This window comes from Mesorhizobium sp. M0815 (genome assembly GCF_040319995.1).
Taxonomy (GTDB): domain Bacteria; phylum Pseudomonadota; class Alphaproteobacteria; order Rhizobiales; family Rhizobiaceae; genus Mesorhizobium.
The window spans coordinates 26,436-45,575 of the sequence record NZ_JAMYOU010000031.1; the positions used below are offsets into that span (position 1 = coordinate 26,436).

The window sequence follows — 19,140 nt, forward strand, 5'->3', positions numbered from 1 at the left end:
CCGAACCAAGGACTGGAGCGGGTATGATTCGTCTCATTGGCTATTTCTTCGGCATCGGCACGACGCTGGCCCTTTTGGTCGCGGCGGGCGTGGCGATCTATATCGGCCATTTGTCGAAGGACCTGCCCGATTACGAGGTGCTGGCCAAATACGAGCCGCCGGTGACGACCCGCATCCACGCGTCGGATGGCGCGCTGATGGCCGAATATGCGCGTGAGCGGCGGCTTTATCTGCCGATTCAGGCGATCCCGGATCGAGTCAAGGCGGCCTTCCTGTCGGCCGAGGACAAGAACTTTTACAATCATCCCGGCATCGACGTGACCGGCCTTGGCCGCGCCATTGTCGTCAACCTGCAGAATCTTGGCTCGGGAAAGCGCCAGGTCGGCGCCTCGACCATCACCCAGCAGGTGGCGAAGAACTTCCTGTTGTCTTCAGACCAGACCTACGAGCGCAAGATCAAGGAGATGATCCTCGCCTTCCGCATCGAGCAGGCCTATTCGAAGGATCGCATTCTCGAGCTCTATCTCAACGAGATTTTCTTCGGTTTCGGTGCCTATGGCGTCGCCGGTGCTGCGCTCACCTATTTCGACAAATCGGTGAACGAGCTCACCGTGGCCGAGGCTGCCTATCTTGCCTCTCTGCCGAAGGGGCCGAACAACTATCATCCCTTCAAGCATGCCGATCGCGCCTTGGAGCGCCGCAACTGGGTCATCGACCAGATGGTCGAGAACGGTTACGTCACCCATGAAGAAGGCGAGAAGGCCAAGGCCGAGCCGCTCGGCGTCACGCCGCGCCGCACCGGCAACTATCTCTTCGCCGGGGAATATTTCACCGAGGAAGTGCGTCGCCAGATCATCGCGCGCTACGGCGAGAATGCGCTCTACGAGGGCGGCCTTTCCGTCCGTACCACGCTCGATCCGAAGATGCAGTTGATTGCCCGCAAGGCCATGCAGAACGGTCTCATGAAGTTCGATACGCTGCGCGGCTACCGCGGGCCGGTCACGAGCATCGATGTTTCCGGCGACTGGGGCGTGCCGCTGGGCAGCGTCAAGCGACTGGAGGACGTGCCGGAATGGTCGCTTGCCGTCGTGCTCGATAGCTCGGCCACCGGCCTGTCCATCGGCCTGCAGCCGACGCGCCAGATCTCCGGCGAAATCGTCAAGGACCGCCTCGAAGGCACCGTCAGCAAGGAAGACATGAGCTTCGCCATGCGCCACGTGGTCGACGGCAAAACCGTCAAGGCGAAGTCGCCGGCCGACGTGCTGAAGCCGGGCGACGTGATTTTCGTGCAGAGGAACGACGGCTCGGACAACAGCTACAGCTTGCGCCAGGTTCCCGAAGTGGAAGGCGGCCTGATCGCCATGGATCCGCATACCGGACGCGTCCTGGCCATGGTCGGCGGTTTCTCCTATGCGCAGTCGGAGTTCAACCGGGCGACGCAGGCCATGCGCCAGCCGGGGTCGTCGTTCAAGCCGATCGTCTATTCGGCCGCCCTCGACAATGGCTATACGCCCGCCTCTGTGATCATGGACGGGCCGATCACCATCCAGAGCGGCAACACGACCTGGACGCCCAAGAATTACGACGGAACGGTGGCCGGTCCGGCGACCTTGCGCTCCGGCATCGAGAAATCGCGCAATCTGATGACGGTGCGGCTTGCCAACGACATGGGCATGAAACTGGTCGTGGAGTATGCCGAGCGTTTCGGCGTCTACGACCATCTCGCGCCGTATCTGCCGATGGCGCTGGGTTCCGGCGAGACGACGGTGATGCGCATGGTATCGGCCTATTCGATCATGGCCAATGGCGGCAAGTCGATCAAGCCGTCGCTGATCGACCGCATCCAGGACCGCTACGGCAAGACCGTCTTTAGGCAGGACGAACGCGGCTGCTCAAACTGCAACGCCGCAGAATGGCAGAACCAGCCAGAGCCGGAGTTGGTCGACAATTCCGAGCAGGTGCTCGATCCGATGACCGCCTACCAGATCACATCGATGATGGAGGGCGTCGTTCAACGCGGTACCGGCGCCACCATCAACGAACTCGGCCGTCACATCGCCGGCAAGACCGGAACGACCAATGACGAAAAGGACGCCTGGTTCATCGGCTATACGCCGAACCTCGTTGTCGGCCTTTATATGGGCTACGATCAGCCGAAAGGTCTTGGCAAGGGCGCGACCGGCGGCGGCCTTGCTGCGCCGATCTTCAAGGATTTCATGCGCGTAGCGCTGGACGGCACGCCCAATGTCGACTTCAAGGTTCCCGAAGGCATGAAGCTGATTGCGATCAATCGCAAGACCGGCATGCGGGCCAACGAGGGTGACGCCGGAACCATCATCGAAGCCTTCAAGCCGGGTACCGGTCCCGCCGACAGCTATTGGGTGATCGGCATGGGTGCGGACGGCTCCAACGCCACCGGCGGGGCGCTGTCGCCGCAGGCCAACCAGGCTATCCAGTCGGGCGGCGGCGGGCTCTACTGACAATCGTTACATCCGGTCGGGCCGGCTTGACGATCATGGTCGAGCCGGCCCATCCCGCTTTACAGGGGCCGGTGCTTTACAGGGGACATTGCCGTCCCTATGTATCGCGCCACCAAACCGCCATTCAGCAACAGGACAGAACAGCCAGCCATGCGCGCGGAAACGCAAAATATTGTCGACGAGATCAGGCAGGCGATCACCCTGCTGAGGAGGCATCTTTGACTGGGACCAGGCCATAAAGCGGCTTGAGTACCTGAATGTCCGCGCCGAGGATCCGAGCCTCTGGAACGAGCCGTTGGAAGCGCAAAAGCTGATGCGCGAGCGTCAGGGCCTCGAGGAAGGCATTGCCGCGGTCAAAGGCCTCACCCAGGCTCTGGAAGACAATATCGGCCTGATCGAGCTTGGCGAGGAAGAGGGCGACGAGGGCGTCGTCGCGGAGGCCGAGGCGGCGATCCGCTCGATGCGCGGCGAGGCCAAGGCGCGCCAGATCGAAACGCTGCTGTCGGGCGAGGCGGACGCCAACGATAGCTATCTGGAAGTCCATGCCGGCGCCGGCGGCACCGAAAGCCAGGACTGGGCCTCGATGCTTCTGCGCATGTATACGCGCTGGGCCGAGCGCCGCCGCTTCAAGGTCGAGGTGCTGGAAGTGCATGACGGCGAAGAGGCCGGCATCAAGTCAGCCACGCTGCTGATCAAGGGCCACAACGCCTATGGCTGGCTGAAGACGGAATCCGGCGTGCATCGTCTCGTGCGTATTTCGCCCTATGACAGCAATGCGCGCCGCCACACCTCCTTCGCCAGCGTCTGGGTCTATCCCGTCATCGACGATACGATCGACATCGACGTTTCCGAATCTGACGTCCGTATCGACACGTATCGTTCTTCGGGATCGGGCGGCCAGCATGTCAACACCACCGATTCGGCGGTCCGCATCACCCATCTCGCCACCGGCATCGCGGTTGCCTGCCAGGCGGAGCGCTCCCAGCACAAGAACAAGGCCAAGGCCTGGGAAATGCTGCGCTCGCGGCTTTACGAGGAAGAGCTGAAGAAACGCGAAGCGGTGGCGAACGCCACCGAAGCGTCGAAGAGCGATATTGGCTGGGGCCACCAGATACGGTCCTACGTGCTGCAGCCCTATCAGCTGGTGAAAGATCTGCGCACCGGCGTCGAGAGCACCAGCCCGTCGAGCGTGCTCGACGGCGACCTCGACGATTTCATGGAGGCCTCGCTGTCGCAGCGCATCGAGGGTGGCGCCGGAGAAACGGTGGCCGACATCGACTGAAGGCGGGCACCAACCCGGCAATTTCAATCCATCACGCGAGAGTTACGGCCACGGCGCGAGAGTGACGAGTTCTCAGCTTGAACTTACCTGTCGTTCTACAACTTTGTTTTTCATCAGAATTTCCAAAATCGATTTCCGCTTTTGACGCGAATGCTTCGAGCCTGCCGGTGCCGAGCCCGGAACCACTGCGAGCCGAATTCCGTTATTGGCAACCCTCGCTGCCGGGGGTGATCGTACCAGTCTCGTCAACCCGGCCGGCAGGCTGGTTCCGGCCGCAGAGGTCGGCGTTCGGTTTGCGACAGCAATTCCTTGCGCCGACCAAGGAATCAGCCCAGCATCCAAGCGCTGGGGAGGAAAAAAGCATTTATGGCCGGGCGCGGCGTATCTGCGACCTGACGATCCGGCCACTGGGAAGACACGTTCCGGGAACGGGCAAGCGAGATGCTTGACAACCGTTGATAGGAACTGCGCCCATGCCTGCTCTTACAACCAGACCGGCCCATGCCGTTCACACGGCGCGCCGATTTCTGAATTCCCTTGTCGCGGCAGTGGTTTTGATAGCTGCCGCGATGCCATTCGCGGCGCCTGCTCTGGCGCATGATGCCAAGCCGACCGCGGCGATGCCGCAAGGCTGGAGCTATCCGTTCTCCTGCTGCTCGGGCTATGACTGCCGCGAGGTTGCGCCGATATCTATCGGCGAGCGCCCCGAAGGCTATGTCATCAAGGGGACAGGCGAAGTCGTGGCCTATAGCGACAAGCGCATCAAGAATTCGCCCGACGGCGCATATCACTGGTGCTCGGTCGCCGGCGCCAATGACGGAAAGACCATCTGTCTGTTCGTGCCGCCATCGTCCTATTGATGCATGTCGCCCCCAAAAGCTTGCCCTTGGGCTTGACCCGAGGGTGTGCAGGGTTTTTGGGATCGACACGCCCTCGATTGGGTTACAACACTTTTGAAACTGCGCATTGCAGACGACAGATCTGCTGACGGAGAGTTGTCAGGAGCGTTTCTTTATGGTGCCTTGCCGTAGGGGCGGCGGGCATTGTGAGGGACTAATCCATGACCATCAAGGCAAGCTGCCACTGCAAGGCGACGACGTTCGAGGTTTCGCAAGCGCCGCAGACGGTGACGCGATGCACCTGTTCCTTCTGTTCGAAACGCGGGTCGTTGTGGGCCTATTACACGCCATCGCAATTCAGACTTACCAGCCCGCCGGAGAATGTTTCGTTCTACCGATGGGGATCGAAAACCATAAAACACGGTTTTTGCGCCACCTGCGGCTGCGGCACCTTCACCGAAACGCCGGACTGGTCGACGGGCGAGCCGAATTTCGACAATCCGAAGATCAGCGTGAATTCGCGGCTGTTCGACCATTTCGATCTCGACAAGGTCGAAGTGGTGGTCATCGACGGCAAGAACCTCTGGTAGACGGTCGAATTGCGGTGGTCGCGCGAGCCGCTGGCAGCCGGGTGGAATGAGCCGGGGAAAGCCGCCGCAGCGGCTTTTGCTGGTCCGCTTTTCGCCGCATTTCATGTTACAAGTCGCTGGAAGGGCTGATGCGGTGCGCCATTGCGCGGCCGTGGTATGGAGAGGGACCACCATATGAAAAAGATTGTGCTCGCCGTCGTGGCGACGGCTGTGCTCGTGAGCGCATGCACCACCGATCCCTACACCGGGGAGCAGAAGGTTTCCAACACCGCTGCCGGCGCCGGTCTGGGAGCGTTGGCTGGTGCCGGGCTCGGCATGCTTGCCGGCGGCAACGACCGCCGCAACGCGCTGATCGGCGCCGGCATCGGTGCGCTTGCCGGCGGCGCCATCGGCGCCACCATGGACCAGAACGAGGCCGAACTGCGCCGGCAGCTTGAGGGCACCGGCGTCAGCGTCACCCGCACCGGCGACCAGATCATCCTCAACATGCCGTCCGACATCACTTTCAACGTCGACCAGGATGCGGTGAAGGCTGGGTTCTATCCGGTGCTGAATTCGGTTGCCCTTGTGCTGAAAAAGTTCCGGCAGACCACCGTCGACGTGTTCGGCCACACCGACTCGACCGGCGGCGACGAGCACAATTTCGACCTGTCGCAGCGCCGCGCCCTGGCGGTCGCCAACTATCTGTCCGGGCAGGGCGTCGATTCCCGCCGCTTCGCCGTCACCGGCTTCGGCAAGACGCGTCCGATCGCCTCCAACGCGACCGCTGCCGGCCGGGCTCAGAACCGCCGCGTCGAGATCCAGCTGTCGCCGCTCACCTGAGGCAAGCGCATGAACCGAGAGCGGCTCCGTACGGGGCCGCTCTAATGGTTATGCCGGACCGCCGGCCGCCGGCGCGCTGCGTTTGTGATATCAGGACCGGGCCGGCTGATCGACAATCGCGGCAACGATCCGGCGCACGATCGGAAGCACAATCAGCAGGCTGGGAAACGCAACAAGCCATGAAGCGCCCCATGCATAGCTCCAGGCCGCAATAAACCCGTCCGTCCAGCCTGCGCCGATTGCCGTCGAAACCGCCGAGACAATCGAGGACATCAGAATCGAAAGAACCAACGGCATCACCACCGCGCCGTAGGAGGGCGGCAGCTTTCTCAATTTGAAGGCTCGGTCCGGTGATGCTTGCATCGAAATCTCCTAATCAGAAAGTGTGCGTAAGCGTTATTGTGAGGACGATCAGGCGGCATGTGCCACCGGCAGCGCCAATTCCCGAATGAAGCTTCGCAGCGAACGCGGCTCGCGGCCAAGCGCGGCGCGCAACGCCAGGCTGTTCCCGCCGAGGCCGTATTTGGCGTAGTGGCTGTGTACTTTGGCCAGCATCTGCAACTGCCGGTCGGTATAGGGAAGGCGGGCTTTCGCCGCCCAGTCCTGAAATGTCGGCTCGCCTGCTGAAACCGGCCGGCCAAGCGCCTCGCTCATCATGGCAACGACCTCTTCGCGGCTGTGCATACCGTCGGCGCATAGCTCGAGGGTCGCATAGGACAAACGCGTTTCGGTCAGTGCGATCGCTGCCACTTCAGCCACGTCGCGATAGTCGACGCGGGCCAGCTTCGCCGTCTTTGGAAACGGCTCGGCGAAAACGCCATGCTCGACGATGGACGGCCAGGCCGCCGCGATATTTTGCATGAAATTGGCCGGGTGCAGAATGGTGTATTCCATGTTCGTCGAATAGAGGGCGGCTTCGACCGGTACCTTGCTTGCGTGGTTCTCCAGCCTCGTGTTGGTGGGCTGGATCACCGATGAGAAGACGAATTTCCGAACGCCTGCACGCGCCGCTGCCTCAACCATGGCAACCCCCATGGCGGCTTCGTCGGGAGCAAAGGCCGGTCCGATGTGGAAGACACCGTCGACACCTTCGACGGCCTGTTCAACGCTTTGATGGTTGCGCAGATCCCCGATCGCGATCTCGGTTGCGCCGGCTTTCCGGGCTTTTTCGGCAGCCGCGGCGTCACGAACAAGCGCTCTAACCCTGGCATTGCGGCGGGCGAGTTCAGGCACCACCAAACCGGCAACGCGGCCTGCGGCGCCTACGACCAGGACGGTTGGACTGGGTGTTCGCATGACGATCTCCTTCCCTCGAGTCTGCCTTTCGGCCTGTGCAGGGAAGATAAAATCTAGCGAACTGCGTTACAATTGATCGATGTGGCGATAGTTTATCCCGATTTTCGGGAGAAATACGCGATGAGCCGGATAGATGATTTCGAAGCCTTCATTGCCATTGTCGAGCATGGCAGCCTGACGGCTGCCGCACGCCGGCTGAACCGCTCACTGCAGTCGGTCAGTCGGTCTTTGGCGACATTGGAGGAATCCATCGGGGTCGAGCTTCTGCACAGGACGACGCGCCGCTCGACGCCGAGCGAAGCCGGTGCGGCCTTTTTCCAACGCATCAAGCCCGCCATCGGGGAAATAAACGAAGCCAGGCTTCAGGCGGCCAACCGACGATCCGAGCCGTCCGGCATCCTGCGTGTGAGTGCCCCGGTTCTGTTCGGCCCGGATTTCCTGATGCCGGTCATCGCCGACTATATGCGGACATATCCCCAGGTTGAGGTTGACCTCCAGCTTTCCGATGAATTTGTCGATCTGGATGCCGTGGGTCTCGATCTGGCGGTCCGGATCGGCGATTTGCCGGATTCCAGTCTACGGGCGAAGCGGCTGGGGGCGCTGCGGCGCGTCGTGTTCGGCGCACCTGCCTACTTTCGACAACACGGCCGACCGGCCCATCCGCTTGAATTGCGTGAGCATGAATGCATCGTACGAACCGTTGACGGCCGCCCGGGCGAATGGATGTTTCAGATTGAAGGCAAGCCCCGGCCGGTGAAGGTCGCGGGTACCTTCCGGTCGAATTTGATGATATCGATCTATGCAGCCGCGGTTCACGGCTTGGGTTTGGGCTACTCCCCGCTTTGGCAGGTAAAACACCTGGTGGACGATGGCCGCCTGGAGCTGGTTCTGACCGAATTCGAGCCGGTGCCGGTGCCGATACATGCCGTGTGGCCGGAAGGCAGGTCGTCCTCGGCCAAAGTACGCGCTTTTCTGGACCTGTTGGCATCTCGCCTGGAACTCAGGAACCTTTAGGGCCCAAACCAAACTGAGCGCCGATCTTACCTCATCGATATCAAGTTCGTGATCAGAACTGCCTTGACGGCGTCGGGTGCTGGTTGATGGACCTCCAAATGTCCGATGTCGTTCAGCTGATCGATCGTCAAATCTGCCAGTGCCCTGCGTCTTACGGCGGTCCGCCGCCATCTCGTGAAGACAGCGATCATCATTGCTGCGCTTTTCAAGCCAGACCCAAGCAAGCGTTTGGACATGCCGCGGGCGGCGCGAGTTTCCGTGTGAGCCATTGTTTTGGTCTCCCATTTCGAGTTTGCGGATGGGAGCGTGCCACGCAGGCGTTTTCGGGCTGTTCGGCTGTGTGTGAACAATTGGGAGGAGTCCGACGATCCGCCGTTAAATCGGTGTTAAATCGATCCACCGAGATGCTATTCTGTCGCCGCGGTCAAAGTCTGGAGACGATTTGTGCGCATCCGGTTGCTTGGTGGCCTGGAGGTTACTTCCCCGGAGCGCCGGCCCGTCCGGTTCGCCACACGCAAGACTTCGCTTCTTTTTGCTGCTCTGGTTCTCGCAGGCCGCCGCGGCCATCGTCGCGAGCAGCTTTCCGAAGCCTTTTGGCCGGGGCGAAGCAATGGGCAGGCCCGCAATAGTTTGCGTCAGGCGCTGGTCGACATCAGGCGCACGTTCCCCGCCAGCTCGGATGCCACCGTCTACATCGATGGGGATCAGGAAACCATCGCGCTTATTGCCGGTCCGGATGAGGCGGACATCTCGATCTTCGACCGGAAGCTGGAGGAGGGCCGGACCACTGATCTCGCCTTCGCCGCCGATCTGTACCGCGGTGAGCTGCTTGCCGGGCAAGCCATTCCTGACGAACTGGACGAGTGGTTTAGACCTTATCTGAGCAAGTATCAGCGCAAAGCGCTGCAGTTGGTCGATCGGCTGAGCCTGGCGCTGCCCGCACCCGGCTCAGCGGAAGAGACGGCCTGCGAAGGGCTCGCGGAGAGATTGCTCGCCCCGGATCCGACGGCGGAGGCGGCCCATCGGGCGCTGATCCGCATCCACGCTCATCGAGGTCACGAAAACGCCGCCTTACGCCAGTTCGAGCTGTGTCGGGCAGCTTTGAAAAAACATCTGGATGCAGAGCCTGAGGAGCAGACAAGCTCGCTGGCGGCTTCTCTGCAGTCCCGTGAACGACCTGAACGTCCGCGGCCGGAGCCAAGCTCCGGCGTCGCATCACTGGCGCAGGTTCTGGCGGCCCCGACGAGGCGCGACGACCACCCATCGATAGCGGTGCTGCCGTTTCAGAATCTAAGCGGTGATATGGAGCAGGAATATTTTGCCGACGGTATGGTGGAAGACATTGTCACGGCCTTGGCTCACTTTCGTCACCTGTTCGTAGTCGCACGGAATTCGAGCTTCACCTACAGGGGACGGTCCGTAGACATAGAGCAGGTCGGGCGTGAGCTGGGCGTGCGCTATGTGGTCGAGGGAAGTGTTCGCCGGGCTGGCGACCGCCTGCGCATCGCCGGGCAGCTCATCGACACCTCGACAGGGGCCTATCTCTGGGCCGACCGTTTTGACGGAGCGCTCGCCGAAGTCTTCGATCTGCAGGACCAGGTCGCCTCGAGCATTGTCGGCGCAATCACACCGAAAATGGAGGAGGCTGAGATCGAGCGTGCCAAACGCAAACCGACTGAAAGCCTCGACGCCTATGACTACTATCTCCGCGGGCTGGCGGCCTTTGACCGGACGATCACTAGTAGGTCGGCCATTGACGATGCCTTGCGCCTCTTCATGAAGGCGATCGACGGTGACCCGGAGTTTGCCGCAGCCTATGCGCGGGCGGCGCGGTGCTATGCTACCCGAAAAAGCAACGGCTGGATGGTCGACCGCGCGAAAGAGAATGCCGAGGCTACTCGACTGGCCAGGAGAGCGGTCGAACTCGGAAGGGACGATGCGATTGCGCTTTCCTTCGGTGGATACGTGCTCGGCTACGTAGGTGGCGACCTTGACGACAGTGCGGCTTGCATCGATCGCGCGCTCGTTCTCAACCCGAATCTAGCGGCCGCGTGGGGCCTAAGCAGCTGGGTCAGGGCTTGCTTTGGCGAGCCAGGCAAGGCCGTCGAGCACGCCGCGCTTGCCATGCGCCTAAGCCCATTGGATCCACGCCTGTTCGCTTGGCAATTCAACACCGGGCTCGCTCATTTTTGTGCCGGCCACTACGATGACGCCGCCACTTGGGCGGGAAAGTCGCTGCGGTACCAACCGAACTACGTGAGCGCGATGCGTGTAGTGGCGGCGAGTCATGCCCTTGCGGGCGCCTGTCGGAAGCGCAGCAGATGATGGCCCGGGTCTGCGAGCTCGATCCCTCGCTGCGGCTTTCGAATCTTGCCGAGGTGCTGCCGCCGTTTTATCGACCGGACGATCGCAGCAGGTACATCGAAGGCCTTCGCAAGGCGGGCCTGCCGGACTAACGCCATCTCAGCGTGAGGCGAGGCCGTCTTATGCCGGCTTCGTGCTTCGCGCGTCGGCGGGACGCGCGAGCGCTGTGGTATCAGACCTTGGCGACGATCCGCATGAAGGCCGGCATGTCGTCGCCGAAGCCCACGGTCGCGTCATTGTCTTCCTGGCGCTGACGGGCAGGGCGCTCGCGCTGTGGCCTGGTATCGCCGCGTTCCGGCGCGCGCCGTTCGTTGCGATCGGGCGAAGCGTTCCGTTCAGGTGAAGCTTGGCGCTCGCTGTTTTCCGAGCGGATCGCCTCTTTGCGGGTACGCCGCTCGCCGATGTCGGCGACCGCGGCTTCGGCCACGACCGGCTGTTCCTCGCCCACCGCTTCCGGCGTAGCTTCCTCGCCACGTTTGGCGTGGCGCTCGCGCGGCCTGCGCTCCTTGGTGTCGTCCTTGCGCCCGGCGCGGCGTGGCGCACCACGGCCACGGCGGGGGGCCTCATCCTCGCCGCCTTCGCTGACGACGACCGTCGACAGGTCGCCGTCATGCCACTCGATCTTGGTGCCGATCAGCCGTTCGATGGCGTCGATGTATTTGGTGTCCGATTTGGTCGCGATGGTGAAGGATTTGCCGGAGCGTCCGGCGCGGCCGGTACGGCCGATGCGGTGGACATAATCCTCGGCGTGGATCGGCACGTCGTAGTTGAAGACATGGCTGACGTCGGGAATGTCGAGGCCGCGCGCCGCGACGTCCGAAGCAACGAGATAGCGCAGCTTGCCGTCACGGAAATTGGCCAGCATCTGCATGCGCGCGCGCTGGTCCATGTCGCCGTGCAGGGCGCCGGCGTCGAAATCATATTTCAGCAGCGAGCGGAACAGCTCCGACACCTCGACCTTGCGGTTGCAGAAGATGATGGCGTTCTTCAGCTCGGCATCCTCGGCCTTCATCAGATTGCGCAGCGTCTCGCGCTTGTCCCAAGGCTTTGGCCCGGATTTCACCAGCCGCTGGATGATGTTGGTGGCGGCCGATGCAGCCTTCGACACTTCGACGCGCACCGGCGCGTGCAGGAACTTCTCGGTGAGCTTGGTGATCTCCGGCGGCATCGTCGCTGAGAAGAACAGCGTCTGCCTGGTGAACGGGATCATCTCGCAGATGCGCTCGATGTCGGGGATGAAGCCCATGTCGAGCATGCGGTCGGCCTCGTCGATGACGAGGATCTCGACGCCATTGAGCAGGAGCTTGCCGCGCTCGCGATGGTCGAGCAGGCGGCCGGGAGTCGCGATCAGCACGTCGGCGCCGCGCTCGAGCTTCTTGTCCTGCTCGTCGAAGGACACGCCGCCGATCAGCAGCGCGATGTTGAGCTTGTGGTTCTTGCCGTATTTGACGAAGTTTTCCTCGACCTGCGCGGCTAGCTCGCGCGTCGGCTCGAGGATCAGCGTACGCGGCATGCGGGCGCGGGCGCGGCCCTTTTCCAGCCGGGTGAGCATCGGCAGGACGAAGGACGCCGTCTTGCCGGTGCCGGTCTGGGCAATGCCCAGCACGTCCTTGCCGAGCAAGGCGTGCGGGATAGCACCAGCCTGGATCGGCGTCGGCTCGGTGTAGCCGGCATCGGTAACTGCGGAAAGGACCTTCGGCGACAGGCCGAGGTCTGCGAAGGTCAACGCTTCTTGAGCGATCTGGGTGTCTGAGGACAAGTTTGGCTGTCTTTGGCTGGTTCGGGGGCGCAACATAGGCAGTCGCGGCAAGCGCCGCGCGCCTGCAAGATTGGTATTGCAGGTAGGCGCAAGCCTACGATTTGTCAACACAAACGGGCGGCATTGGCGCGATTGTGAAGTCGTAACCTTAATCGCGATGCTTAATTTGCGCAGTGGCTGCTGCGCCGGCTCAGTAGCGGAACTGTTCGGCGAGAATGCGCTCGTTCCACGAATGGTTGGGATCGAACAGCAGCGTCGCCGTCGCCGTCGGCGATTCCCTCACCGTGACCGTCGTCACCGCCTTGACCTCGGTGTGGTCGGCGGCGGCATTCACCGGCCGCTTTTCCGGCTCCAGAATGTCGAAACGCACGATCGCCTTGTTGGACAGCAGCGCGCCGCGCCAGCGGCGCGGACGAAACGGGCTGACCGGGGTCAGTGCCAGCAGCGGAGCGTCGAGCGGCAGGATCGGCCCGTGCGCCGACAGATTATACGCGGTCGAGCCGGCCGGCGTCGCAATCATCACGCCGTCGCAGTGCAATTCCTCCAGCCGCTCTTGCCCATCCACGGTGATGCGGATCTTGGCCGTCTGGTAGGATTGGCGCCAAAGCGCGACCTCGTTGATCGCCAGCGCCGAAATCGTCTCACCCTCCGCCGTCACCGCCTGCATCTCCAGCGGACGGATCGTTTCGGCGACCGCAGCCGCGATGCGCCCGGTCAAGCCGCTGGCGCGGTATTCGTTCATCAGGAAACCGATGGTGCCACGGTTCATGCCGTAGACCCTCTTTCCCGTGCTCATCGTCTCGCGCAGGGTCTGTAGCAGAAAGCCGTCGCCACCGAGCGCCACGACGATTCCGGCATCCTCGACGGATGCCTGGCCGTAGCGTGCCGAAAGGCTTTCCAGCGCTGCATTGGCGTCGGCTGTACCGGATGAGACGAAGGCGAAACGGCTGGCGGTTTTGCTCATGGCTCTCAACGACAACCGATTGGCAACGACCGATTGGTGGCGACCGGTTGCGGGGTCGCGCCAGCGCCGGGTTAGCATGGGCGGGCATTTCTGCAAAGGGAGGGAGGTGTCTTGAGATGGCGGCCAAACAGGCGCGCTCGCGCATCATGTCGGGGGACAAAATGATGTGATGGTTAAGACCTGCCTTAAACTCTCGTAAAGCCGTATCGATCATGTTAGCCGGCAGTGGATGGGCGGCGTGGGGCTAACCAGTCGAGGCCGATCTATTGCCGCTGGCACGCTTGATTATCGTCTTCCTGATGCTGGCAAGTTTTGCCCTGGCTTTCGCGGAACTGGTGCGTCAGTCGGAGGAAAAGAGTTTTAGACCCGAGCCCACGGCCTCACGCTGCGGCGACGCGGCGGGCACACCCTGCCCGCAAAGGGCGCTTTGACGCTACAACGCTAGTCCCTATCGGGCGAGCAGATGGCAGCCGGCCTGGCGCTTCTGCGCGAGATACTCGTCGACAAGCTGGCGATAGCGGATTTTGCCGAAGCTCGGGAAATGGCCGCCATGCACGACCGAGACATCGAGATCGCGCATGCGCAGCAGCGTTTCGACATAGTCGTCGATATCGGAGTGATAGACATCGTCGATCAGCGGGCCGTCATAGATGATGTCGCCGGAAAACAGGATGCCCGTCCTGTTTTCGTAGAGCGCAATGCCGCCGGGTGAATGGCCGGGCGTATGGATGACCTCGAAGGTACGGTCGCCAAGATCGACGATGTCGCCTTGTTCGAGCAACCGGCCGGCTGGTGCGGGTAGGATCCGGTAGCGATTCGTGTCCCAGCCTTGCGGCATGCCGTCGAACATCTCCTCGGTGGCATAGCGGTCGGCAACCGTCCATTCGTTGCGCGGGTCGGCGAGGATCTCGGCCTCGGCCGGGTGCACGCAGCGGTCGGGAAATTCGTGATGGCAGCCGATATGGTCGAAATGCGTGTGGCTAGCCACGCAGGTGAGCTTGCGTTCCGTGACCAGCGGTACGTGGCGGCGCAGGCTGAAATGGCCGAGGCCCGTGTCAAACAGCAGGTCGCGGTCGCGGCCCCGCACATGCCAGATGTTGCAGCGGAAGAACGGCTTGATCCACGGCTCGTGGATCAGCGTCACGCCATCGCCCATGCGGATGCTTTCGTACCAGTGGCCGGCGTCGATGATTGGAAGCGTGCTCATGTTCAGTCCGCAAGCAGGATGACGTCGCCAGCATCGCACGATACGGCGACAACGTCGCCCGGCTGGACGGCCGATGCGGAGGGGACCTTGGCGATGAAGTGCAACGCCGGGTCGGTCGTGGAGGTTCCCAGCACGCGCTTGAAGCTACCCTGGAAGACGACGTCGCTGACCTTGGCCATGCCAAGCGCTACAGGGCCGCTGGCAGCGCCGAGGACAAGATGCTCAGGCCGGACGGCCAGCGCAACCGTCGAGCCGGCCGGCAATGTGCCAGCCAGCGAGAGCGACCCAAGCTTCGTGGTGACGGTGATTTTGCCGCTCTTCGCCTCGGTCACTGTTCCGGAAATCAGCGTGCTTTCGCCCATGAAGGTCGCGGAAAAGCGCGTCGCCGGCCGTGCATAGACGCGCTCTGGTGGCCCTTCATCCTCGATGCGCCCGTCATTCATCACCACGCAATGGTCGGCCAGCGCCATCGCCTCTTCCTGGTCGTGGGTGACGTGGATGAAGGCGGTGCCGACACGCTTCTGGATCGCCTTCAACTCGTCCTGCATCTGCCGGCGCAATTTGAGGTCGAGCGCACCGAGCGGCTCGTCGAGCAGGAGCACCGCCGGCTCGACCACCAGGGCGCGCGCCAGTGCCACGCGCTGCCGCTGCCCGCCGGAAAGCTGGTGCGGCTTCTTGTCGAAGGCGGTGGCGAGGCCAACCAGCGCCAGCGCCTCGCGCGCCCTTGCTGCCCGGGTTGCGCCATTGACACCCTGCATGCGCAGGCCGAAGCCGACATTGCTGCCGACGCTCATATGTGGGAACAGCGCATAGTCCTGGAACACGGTCGTCGTCGGCCGCTTCGCCGGTGGTACTGCGGTGCAGTCCTCGCCGCGGATCAGCACCTTGCCTTCGCTCGGCATGACGAAGCCGCCGAGAATGGACAAAAGCGTCGTCTTGCCGGAGCCGGACGGCCCAAGCAGGATCGTGTAGCTGCCCGGCTCGATCGTCAGCGAGACGTTCTTCAGCACCGTGTGCTGGCCGAAGCGATGCGAGACAGAGCTTATATCGACCAGTGGCGCCGTCATGCCGGCTTCCTCCGCAACAGCATCAGTTCGAACAATACCACCAACACGATGGAGACGGCGAAGACCAGCGAGCCGACGGCGTTGGTCTTGGGATTGAGACCGGAGCGCAGCAGGTTCCAGATCTCGACAGGCAGCGTCGTGTCGAAGCGCGTCAACAGGAACGAGATGACGAATTCGTCCCAGGAGAAGGTCATCGACAGGAAGAAACCGGCGAAGATCGCCGGCGCCATCACAGGCACGGTGATCAGCAGCAGCACCTTCCATTCGGGCGCGCCGAGGTCGCGCGCGGCGCGCTCGATATTGATCTGGTGGTCGCCCATCTGACTGTAGACGATGGCAAAGCACAGCGGCAGGTTGATCACGACATGGCCGATGCCGGCGGCAAGAAGCGACTTCGGCACGCCGGCCCAGTTGAACAGCACCAGCAGCCCCATGCCGATGATGAGATAGCTGACGGTCAGTGGCAGCGTGATCAGTCCACGCATCAGGCCCGAGCCCGGCAAGGCGAAGCGTGCAAAACCCCAGGCCGAGAGAAAGCCGAGCGTGACGGCGACAGCCGAAGAGAGGACGGCAACCAGCAGCGAGTTGACCAGCGCCGAGGTGAGCCGCGTATCGGCGAGCACGGCCTCGTACCAGCGCAGCGACGGCCCGGTGAAGGGCGGGATCGGAAACGACGTCGCCTGCAGCGAAAACAGTATCAGCACAACCACCGGCAGGAAGATGAAGCCGTAGATGGCGATGGCGTAAAGGCCGGAGACGAGGCGGATGAGAGCGCGCATGGTCAAGCCCGCTCGATCTTCAGCCAGCGGGCGCAGGCGAGATAGGCGATGGTGACGACCGCCATCAGGATGATCGACAGCGCCGAGGCGAGCGGAAAGTCGCCGCGCCGGCCGATCTGCATCATGACGAGCTGCGGCATCAACAGCTCATTGTTGCCGCCGAGGATCTGCGGTGTGATGTAGTCGCCGATGCACAGCACAAAGGTGAGGAAGGCGCCGACCATGATGCCAGGCAGCGTCAGCGGCAGAACGACATGCAGGAATGTCCGGATCGGCCCGGCGCCAAGGTCGGCTGCGGCCTTGCGGTAGCTGGGGCTGAGCTGCTTCAGATTGGCGAAGATCGTCAGCGTCAACAGCATGACGAAGAAATGCACGAAGCCGGTGACGGTCGCTAGCCGCGTATTGGCAAGCTGCAGCGGTTCGCTGAACAGCCCGGAGCCGGTCAACGCGCGGTTGACGACGCCGTTCTGCGCCAGCACCAGCAGCCACGAATAGGAACGCACGACATAGGAGGTCCAGAACGGCAGCACCGCCAGCATCAGCGCCAGCCGCTGCCAGCGCTCCGGCACCTGCTCGGCCAGGATCCAGGCGAAGGGATAGGCAAGCAGCACCGAGATCACGGTGACGATGGCCGTGACCTGCAGCGAATTCACCATCGCCTGCCAGTAGGATGGATTGGCAAAAAACTGGCTGTAGTTGGATAGCGTGAAGCCGCCGCCTTCATGCGCCGTCAGGCTGGATACCGCCATGGCGACGAAGGGCAGCACGAAGAACAGCAGCGTCCAGCCGAGCGCCGGCGTGACCAGCGCCCAGGGTAGGGCACGCCCGCTGCTGGCGGAGTTCACGACCGGCAGCCGGTCATTGCGCCTGCAGCATTTCGGTCCAGACGTCCTGCATCTTCTTGTCGAGATCGGCATTCGGCGCCGGATAGGATTGCGCGCGGGCGAGGAATTCCTCCTGCTCGTCGAAGCGCAGGATCTTCTTCTGCTCGTCGCTCAGCGCCGCCTTGGTGTTGGCCGGCATGCCCCAATAGCAGGACGAGGTGGCGAGCCGCGCCTGGCCTTCGGGGCTCATAATGTACTGGATGAATTTAAGTGCCAGGTTCTTGTTCTTGGAATCCTTGAACATTGCCAGCGACTGCGACCACAGCACGGCGCCTTCCTTCGGGATCGAGAAGTCGAGCGCCGGGTTTTCCTTGGCCAGCCCCGCCGTCACCCATTCGCCACCTCCGACCAGTATGTCGACCTCGCCGGTCGCCAGCGCTGTCTGGCTGGCGGTCACTTCGCCGACCAGCTTGGCATTGGCCTTCATTTTGAGCAGCTGTTCCTTGATGGCGGGAAGGTCGGCTTCGGTCAGTTCCGCCGTCTTCTTGCCGATCGCCAGGGCGGCCATGCCGATGACCGGCAGGTAATAGTCGTAGATGGCGATCTTGCCTTTGTATTTATCGCCGGTCAGCGCCGCCATCGACTGCATGTCGGCCGGGTCGACTTTGGTCTTGTTGTAGCCGATCGTGTTGTACCCGAACTTTTCGGTGATGCCGTAGCGCTTGCCGTCGACCACGGTGGAGCTATCCATCTTCACCTGCGGAAACAGGTCGGCCAGCGGCAGCTTGTCTTCCGGCAGTGGCTCGAACAGGCCTTTTTCGACGCCGCGCGGTATGTCGATGCTGTCGATCACCATCACGTCCCAATCGCCGGGCTGCGATTGTTCGACGATCGCCAGGCCAGCGCCGGTGCCTTCGAACTCCTTGACATTGACCCTGACGCCGTTGGCCTCCTCGAAAGGCTGCAACAGCGCCGGATCGGCGTGATCGCACCAGATCAGCGCGTTGAGGTCCTGCGCCTGAGCGAGGCTGCCCGTCGCCAGCAGCAGTGCCGCCGCGGCACATGCGCTGTGGAGATGGCTCTTCAGAACCGAAATCGTATTCCTGGTAGTTGGATTGGGGGTCTTTGGATTGATGGACATCGAGTGTTCTCCCTTGCCTTTTTTGGCTTGTGGCAAAAAATTGAACCAATTCTAAAATTGAGTCAATTCTGTTTTTGTGGCAAACAGCCGCTATGAGCGGATTGCGGGCAAGGCAGAAGGCGGATCGGCACCGCCGCATCATCGAGGCGGCGGCGGCGCTTTTCCGCGATGCCGGTTATGAAGGCGCCAAGATCGAGACGATTGCCGCGCAGGCTGAAGTCTCGGTCGGCACGATCTACAATTATTACCAGAACAAGGGCGACATCCTCGGCGCCATCGTTTCGATGGAGGTCAACGAAGTGCTCAATGCCGGGCGCGGCGTGGTGGCCAACCCGCCGGCCAATGTCGGCGACGCGCTGGACACACTGCTCGGCATCTATATCGAGCATTCGCTGCATTATCTCAGCAAGGAGATGTGGCGACAGGCGATGGCGATCTCGACGCAACTGCCGGACAGCCCGTTCGGCCAGGCCTATACCGCGCTCGACCGGGCACTGACCGAGCAGATCCGTGCGCTGATCGCCCGCCTGCAGGCGCTCGGCCTGGTGCGCCGCGACATCGATGGACACGCCTTGGGCGAACTGGTGTTCAACAACATGAACATGATGTTCATCGAGTTCGTGAAGCGCGACGGGGCGAGGATGGCCGAACTGCGCACTGCGATACGGCGGCAGAATAGGATATTGGTGGCGGCGATTGGGGTTTGACTGCA

16 protein-coding genes and 1 pseudogene are annotated in these 19,140 nt (G+C 62.4%); 8 read left to right on the forward strand and 9 right to left on the reverse strand.

What is annotated here, in order from left to right:
* Positions 1-23 precede the first annotated feature (23 nt).
* From NKI01_RS25735 to NKI01_RS25755, 5 genes are all read left to right on the forward strand, one after another.
* The gene (locus NKI01_RS25735; RefSeq protein WP_352844915.1) at positions 24-2,480 is read left to right on the forward strand and encodes a penicillin-binding protein 1A; all 2,457 of its coding nucleotides are present in this window, start codon (positions 24-26) and stop codon (positions 2,478-2,480) included.
* A gap of 150 nt (positions 2,481-2,630) precedes the next feature.
* A protein-coding gene (gene prfB / locus NKI01_RS25740) for a peptide chain release factor 2 (RefSeq protein ID WP_352496193.1) occupies positions 2,631-3,762 on the forward strand; the annotation gives its coding sequence in 2 pieces (ribosomal slippage) (positions 2,631-2,696 and positions 2,698-3,762; 1,131 coding nt in all).
* Between the two features lie 473 nt (positions 3,763-4,235).
* Positions 4,236-4,622 (forward strand): hypothetical protein, encoded by a 387-nt coding sequence (locus NKI01_RS25745; RefSeq protein ID WP_023717488.1) that lies wholly within the window; start codon positions 4,236-4,238, stop codon positions 4,620-4,622.
* Between the two features lie 200 nt (positions 4,623-4,822).
* Positions 4,823-5,191: a GFA family protein gene (locus NKI01_RS25750; protein WP_352496192.1), complete on the forward strand. Its 369-nt coding sequence runs from the start codon at positions 4,823-4,825 to the stop codon at positions 5,189-5,191.
* A gap of 174 nt (positions 5,192-5,365) precedes the next feature.
* Positions 5,366-6,013: a YiaD family glycine zipper/OmpA-like lipoprotein gene (locus NKI01_RS25755; RefSeq protein ID WP_023717490.1), complete on the forward strand. Its 648-nt coding sequence runs from the start codon at positions 5,366-5,368 to the stop codon at positions 6,011-6,013.
* Between the two features lie 90 nt (positions 6,014-6,103).
* On the opposite strand, the gene NKI01_RS25760 is transcribed toward NKI01_RS25755, so the two are convergent.
* Together NKI01_RS25760 and NKI01_RS25765 are read right to left on the reverse strand one after the other, a co-directional pair.
* Complete coding sequence (locus NKI01_RS25760) at positions 6,104-6,376, reverse strand: DUF2798 domain-containing protein (protein ID WP_023717491.1); 273 nt, start codon at positions 6,374-6,376, stop codon at positions 6,104-6,106.
* A gap of 48 nt (positions 6,377-6,424) precedes the next feature.
* On the reverse strand, positions 6,425-7,309 hold the full coding sequence (locus NKI01_RS25765; protein WP_023717492.1) for an NmrA family NAD(P)-binding protein: 885 nt from the start codon (positions 7,307-7,309) through the stop codon (positions 6,425-6,427).
* Between the two features lie 81 nt (positions 7,310-7,390).
* Between NKI01_RS25765 and NKI01_RS25770 the strand changes: the two genes are divergently transcribed.
* Together NKI01_RS25770 and NKI01_RS25775 are read left to right on the forward strand one after the other, a co-directional pair.
* Positions 7,391-8,323: a LysR family transcriptional regulator gene (locus NKI01_RS25770; RefSeq protein WP_245278529.1), complete on the forward strand. Its 933-nt coding sequence runs from the start codon at positions 7,391-7,393 to the stop codon at positions 8,321-8,323.
* 444 nt (positions 8,324-8,767) lie between these two features.
* A pseudogene (locus NKI01_RS25775) lies at positions 8,768-10,779 on the forward strand (BTAD domain-containing putative transcriptional regulator).
* An 80-nt stretch (positions 10,780-10,859) separates the two neighbouring features.
* Here the strand turns inward: NKI01_RS25775 and NKI01_RS25780 are convergent.
* From NKI01_RS25780 to NKI01_RS25810, 7 genes are all read right to left on the reverse strand, one after another.
* Positions 10,860-12,446, reverse strand: a complete 1,587-nt coding sequence (locus NKI01_RS25780; protein WP_352965133.1) for a DEAD/DEAH box helicase — start codon at positions 12,444-12,446, stop codon at positions 10,860-10,862.
* Positions 12,447-12,636: 190 nt separating this feature from the next.
* Positions 12,637-13,410 (reverse strand): NAD kinase, encoded by a 774-nt coding sequence (locus NKI01_RS25785; RefSeq protein WP_352496188.1) that lies wholly within the window; start codon positions 13,408-13,410, stop codon positions 12,637-12,639.
* A gap of 448 nt (positions 13,411-13,858) precedes the next feature.
* Positions 13,859-14,617: an MBL fold metallo-hydrolase gene (locus NKI01_RS25790; protein ID WP_023717497.1), complete on the reverse strand. Its 759-nt coding sequence runs from the start codon at positions 14,615-14,617 to the stop codon at positions 13,859-13,861.
* A gap of 2 nt (positions 14,618-14,619) precedes the next feature.
* Positions 14,620-15,684, reverse strand: a complete 1,065-nt coding sequence (locus NKI01_RS25795) for an ABC transporter ATP-binding protein (RefSeq protein WP_023717498.1) — start codon at positions 15,682-15,684, stop codon at positions 14,620-14,622.
* On the reverse strand, positions 15,681-16,463 hold the full coding sequence (locus tag NKI01_RS25800) for an ABC transporter permease (protein WP_023717499.1): 783 nt from the start codon (positions 16,461-16,463) through the stop codon (positions 15,681-15,683). The genes NKI01_RS25795 and NKI01_RS25800 overlap by 4 nt, the downstream gene beginning before the upstream one ends.
* A 2-nt stretch (positions 16,464-16,465) precedes the next feature.
* Positions 16,466-17,308 (reverse strand): ABC transporter permease, encoded by an 843-nt coding sequence (locus tag NKI01_RS25805; protein ID WP_023717500.1) that lies wholly within the window; start codon positions 17,306-17,308, stop codon positions 16,466-16,468.
* A 13-nt stretch (positions 17,309-17,321) separates the two neighbouring features.
* Positions 17,322-18,428, reverse strand: a complete 1,107-nt coding sequence (locus NKI01_RS25810; RefSeq protein ID WP_031193537.1) for a polyamine ABC transporter substrate-binding protein — start codon at positions 18,426-18,428, stop codon at positions 17,322-17,324.
* A gap of 92 nt (positions 18,429-18,520) precedes the next feature.
* Between NKI01_RS25810 and NKI01_RS25815 the strand changes: the two genes are divergently transcribed.
* Complete coding sequence (locus NKI01_RS25815; RefSeq protein WP_023717502.1) at positions 18,521-19,135, forward strand: TetR/AcrR family transcriptional regulator; 615 nt, start codon at positions 18,521-18,523, stop codon at positions 19,133-19,135.
* Positions 19,136-19,140: the final 5 nt, after the last annotated feature.

Coding starts and splice junctions, on each gene's coding strand:
- NKI01_RS25750 (WP_352496192.1), top strand. CDS start 4,823: ATGACCATCAAGGCAAGCTGCCACTGCAAGGCGACGACGTTCGAGGTT.
- NKI01_RS25765 (WP_023717492.1), bottom strand. CDS start 7,309: ATGCGAACACCCAGTCCAACCGTCCTGGTCGTAGGCGCCGCAGGCCGC.
- NKI01_RS25755 (WP_023717490.1), top strand. CDS start 5,366: ATGAAAAAGATTGTGCTCGCCGTCGTGGCGACGGCTGTGCTCGTGAGC.
- NKI01_RS25785 (WP_352496188.1), bottom strand. CDS start 13,410: ATGAGCAAAACCGCCAGCCGTTTCGCCTTCGTCTCATCCGGTACAGCC.
- NKI01_RS25795 (WP_023717498.1), bottom strand. CDS start 15,684: ATGACGGCGCCACTGGTCGATATAAGCTCTGTCTCGCATCGCTTCGGC.
- NKI01_RS25735 (WP_352844915.1), top strand. CDS start 24: ATGATTCGTCTCATTGGCTATTTCTTCGGCATCGGCACGACGCTGGCC.
- NKI01_RS25790 (WP_023717497.1), bottom strand. CDS start 14,617: ATGAGCACGCTTCCAATCATCGACGCCGGCCACTGGTACGAAAGCATC.
- NKI01_RS25810 (WP_031193537.1), bottom strand. CDS start 18,428: ATGTCCATCAATCCAAAGACCCCCAATCCAACTACCAGGAATACGATT.
- NKI01_RS25760 (WP_023717491.1), bottom strand. CDS start 6,376: ATGCAAGCATCACCGGACCGAGCCTTCAAATTGAGAAAGCTGCCGCCC.
- NKI01_RS25800 (WP_023717499.1), bottom strand. CDS start 16,463: ATGCGCGCTCTCATCCGCCTCGTCTCCGGCCTTTACGCCATCGCCATC.
- NKI01_RS25745 (WP_023717488.1), top strand. CDS start 4,236: ATGCCTGCTCTTACAACCAGACCGGCCCATGCCGTTCACACGGCGCGC.
- NKI01_RS25815 (WP_023717502.1), top strand. CDS start 18,521: ATGAGCGGATTGCGGGCAAGGCAGAAGGCGGATCGGCACCGCCGCATC.